This window comes from Streptomyces sp. NPDC045022, assembly GCF_056432605.1.
Genome location: NZ_JBWKIR010000072.1, coordinates 1 through 3,559 on the forward strand (window position 1 = coordinate 1; position 3,559 = coordinate 3,559).

The following is a 3,559-nucleotide window of genomic DNA, read 5'->3' on the forward strand; positions in this document are numbered from 1 at the left end:
AGTCATCGCAGACGGCGGCTACCGGGGTACCGGCCTGGTCATCCCGCACCGCCGCGAGAAGGGGCAGACCGAACTCCCGGACTGGAAGGAGGAACGCAACGCCTCCCACCGCAAAGTCCGTGCCCGCGTGGAGCACGTCTTCGCCCGGATGAAGGGCTGGAAGATCCTTCGTGACTGCCGACTGAAAGGCGACGGCGTCCACCACGCCATGCTCGGCATCGCCCGCCTGCACAACCTCGCCCTTGCCGGCTGACGCAGAAACACGCAGGCCACCAGGCACGTCAAAGATCATTTACGGGACAGCCCTTAGCCTTGTCTCCGAGAGGGTGAGACGGGCGCCGTCTCGCCGGAACCGACGGACGGGCCGGAGGCGGCGAGGTCGAGGAGCGTCATCTTGTCGTGGTCCGGGCTGCCGGGCGGCGCCATGTAGATGATGAGGCGCTGGCCTTGTGCGCGGTTGAGGGACAGCCCTTCGTGCGAGAGCGTCATCGTGCCGACCTCCGGGTGTCGGAGCGTCTTCTCGCCGTCGCCGATCGTGTGCACCTCGTACCGCTCCCAGAGCCGGTTGAAGTCGGGGCTCTTGACGATTAGCTCACCTACGAGTGCGGCGAGATCCGGGGCATCCGGATCGGTGCCGGCGATCGCCCGCAACTGGGCGACGCACCCCTTGGCCTTCTGTTCCCAGTCCGCCCACAGCTCGCGGGCAGCTGGGTGCAGGAAGATGTACCGGACGGTGTTCCGCTGCCGCTCCGGCCAGTCGGCGATGCCGTGGAGCAGCCGCAGCCCGCTGGGATTGGCCGCCAGCAGGTCGTTGGTGCGGCTCACGACGTACCGGGTTGGGCCGGAGCGTCTCCAGAAGCTGCGTGACGGTCGGACGGACCCGCCGTGACGGCAGGGGACGGGGCTCGGGCGCACGCCGCGCCGCCCGCGCCGCCAGCTCGTGCAGGAAGCCGCTCTCCTCCTGGTTGAGGCGGAGCGCGTCGGCCAGCGCCTCGACCACGGAGGGGCTCGGATGGGTCTCCTTGCCGCGTTCCAGACGTATGTAGTAGTCGATGCTCACACCGGCCAGCGCCGCCACCTCCTCCCGGCGCAGACCCGGAGTACGGCGCGTGCCGGTTCCGGCGGGCAGTCCGACGTCTGCCGGGCCTACGTCGCCACGGCGAGCCCGCAGAAACTTCCCGAACTCGGTCATGTCGTCATTCTGCCAGCGTGTGATCAGGGGGCCAGCCCGGAGCCTGGCCCTGTTACACCCCCCTATGGCGCACCCCTGAAGATCACGGTCTGCCTCGCCCTCGCGCGCCTCACCAGTCTGGACGGATGACCACGCTTGAACCAGCCCGCGCGTCACAGGATGCCCGGCAACGCACGGCCGCACCGAAGCTGATCCTGGCGACCACGTTCATGGGCATCTTTCTGCTCAACCTCAACACCATGGCGATGAACGTGGCGCTGCCCGGGATCGGGCGGACCTTCGGCGGCAGCACGGCGGGACTGCAATGGATCGTGGACGCCTACACGCTGATGTTCGCCGCACTCCTGCTTTCCGCGGGCACGCTCTCCGACCGCATCGGGGCGAGCCGCGCGTTCGGCGCCGGCGTCGTGGTCTTCACGGTCGCCTCGGCGGCCTGCGGACTGGCGCCGGGGCTGGGCGAGCTTATCGCCGCCCGCCTGATCCAGGGGAGCGCGGCGGCGATCATGCTGCCCTCCTCGCTGGCCCTCGTCCGGCAGACATTCCCGGACGCGGCCGAACGGGCACGGGCCATCGCGCTGTGGACCGTTGGCGGAGCCGTCGCGGTTGCCGCCGGCCCGGTGACCGGCGGGGTGCTGTCCAGCACTCTGAGCTGGCGGGCGATCTTCGTCGTCAACCTGCCCGTCGGCATTGCCACCCTCGCGGTGTTGACCCGCGCGGAGCGCTCGCCGCGCCGTGCCACGCCGCTCGATCCGTACGGCCAGCTCACGGCGATCGTCGCGCTCGCGGCGCTCACCTTCGCGGTGATCGACGGAGGGGAGAACGGCTTCGGCGAGCCCGTGGTGCTGGGCTGCCTGGGGCTCTCCGCAGTGGCGACGGCCGCGTTCATTATGATCGAGGCACGTACCGCCGCGCCGTTGGTCCCGCTCGACCTCTTCCGTTCGCGCACGGTGACGGTTTCGGTCGTGATCGGCTTCGTCGTCAATGCCGCGTTCTACGGGCTGGTGTTCGTGCTGAGCCTGTTCTTTCAAGACGTTCTGAACCTGTCCGGCATGGCCGCGGGGCTGATGTTCCTACCGATGATGGCCGTGATCGCCGGAGCCAACCTGGCCTCGGCCAGGGCTGCGGCACGCTTTGGGCCGCGGATGCCGATCGCCATGGGACAAGCGATCTTCGCGCTGGCGATGTTCGGCCTGCTCTGGATCGACGAGGGCACCAGCAGGCCAGTGATCGCGGCGATGCTCATCCCGGTCGGCCTCGGCCTAGGTGTCTTCGTACCTTCCCTGACCGCCATCCTGCTGAACGACATCGCCGCAGATCGGGCCGGAATGGCCGCCGGGATCCTGAACTCCTTCCGGCAGACGGGCGGCGCGCTAGCCGTGGCCGTCTTCGGAGCCTTGGTCGCGGACCGGGGTGAGTTCATTGTGGGTCTGCGGGTCGCCTTGTGCGTCGCGGCTTTGATGCTGATAGCCACCACGGCCGCGGCCCTCATGCTGCCGCGCGGCCGTAGCTGACGGGACGGTGACGGGGATGTCTGGCGCGGGCCCGGTAATGAACTCAACCTGAGGGAGCCGGGCGGCGCACGTCGTGAGGGCGCTCCTCACCTCGCCTCGGCCGGGTGAGGGGCACCCCGACCTTCAGATCGGCTAGGGTCCGCCACCGTATGCCGTCTATGAGCTGCCGCCGCGTCCACACCTGCGGACGGCCTGGCTTGATGCCCTGCGGCAACAACGGCTACAGCCGGGCCCACTGGCTGTTCGTCAGATCGCCACGTCCCACAGGAAGTGATCATCAACGAACAAGATCCGCTTTCGCAACAGACCCTAGTCCGGGCGCGGCATGGGAACGAGGAACGGCCCGCCCCTGGTGAGGGTGGGCCGTCGACGGCGGAGTGGGAGTCAGGAGCTTCAGGCTGGCTGTTGAGTGGGTCGGATCAGCACGCCTTGCATGGTCATGTCTCCGTCGTCCAGGAAGAAGAGCTCCTGCCGGGAGGTCCGAAGACCGATGACGGTGTAGAGCCGATCCCCTTGCCTCGGTGCGGCCCAGGTCTGCGAGTACGTCGTCTCGAGGGCGTTAGGGATCCGGGTTAGCGCCGTGCGGACCGCATAGCCCTGCGAGAACGGGTGTGTGCCGTGTACCGGTACCCAGTCGGCGGACTCGATCACTTCGAGGAGTTCAGCACGTCGATCCTCGGGAACCAGGTTCCTGGCGGCCTCGAGGTCGATCCAGCTAGTTTGGGTGTGCCCTGACATGTGGGACCTCTCGGTTGCTGGGTTAGGGCCTGTGTGAGGTCGTGATCATTCTCGGGTTCTGGTCCCATGCGGGGGTGGGACCTGGTAGGACGCTGGGTGTGACACGTACGCAACTCAC

3 protein-coding genes and 1 pseudogene are annotated in these 3,559 nt (G+C 68.2%); 2 read left to right on the forward strand and 2 right to left on the reverse strand.

From position 1 onward, the window contains the following. A partial coding sequence (locus AC07C1_RS41110; protein ID WP_478947225.1) for a transposase occupies window positions 1-253 on the forward strand: 253 nt, incomplete at its 5' end. Between the two features lie 53 nt (window positions 254-306). On the opposite strand, the pseudogene AC07C1_RS41115 reads toward AC07C1_RS41110, so the two are convergent. Next, window positions 307-1,192 (reverse strand): annotated as a pseudogene (locus tag AC07C1_RS41115) (helix-turn-helix transcriptional regulator). 125 nt (window positions 1,193-1,317) lie between these two features. On the opposite strand from AC07C1_RS41115, the gene AC07C1_RS41120 reads away from it, so the two are divergent. Continuing rightward, window positions 1,318-2,703, forward strand: a complete 1,386-nt coding sequence (locus tag AC07C1_RS41120) for an MFS transporter (RefSeq protein WP_478947226.1) — start codon at window positions 1,318-1,320, stop codon at window positions 2,701-2,703. Between the two features lie 393 nt (window positions 2,704-3,096). Here AC07C1_RS41120 and AC07C1_RS41125 read toward each other — a convergent pair whose 3' ends face one another. Then, window positions 3,097-3,441: a hypothetical protein gene (locus AC07C1_RS41125; RefSeq protein ID WP_478947227.1), complete on the reverse strand. Its 345-nt coding sequence runs from the start codon at window positions 3,439-3,441 to the stop codon at window positions 3,097-3,099. Window positions 3,442-3,559 lie beyond the last annotated feature (118 nt).

What these genes read in the sequence shown, in the direction of transcription:
- AC07C1_RS41125 (WP_478947227.1), bottom strand. Translation starts at nt 3,441, where the DNA reads ATGTCAGGGCACACCCAAACTAGCTGGATCGACCTCGAGGCCGCCAGG.
- AC07C1_RS41120 (WP_478947226.1), top strand. Translation starts at nt 1,318, where the DNA reads ATGACCACGCTTGAACCAGCCCGCGCGTCACAGGATGCCCGGCAACGC.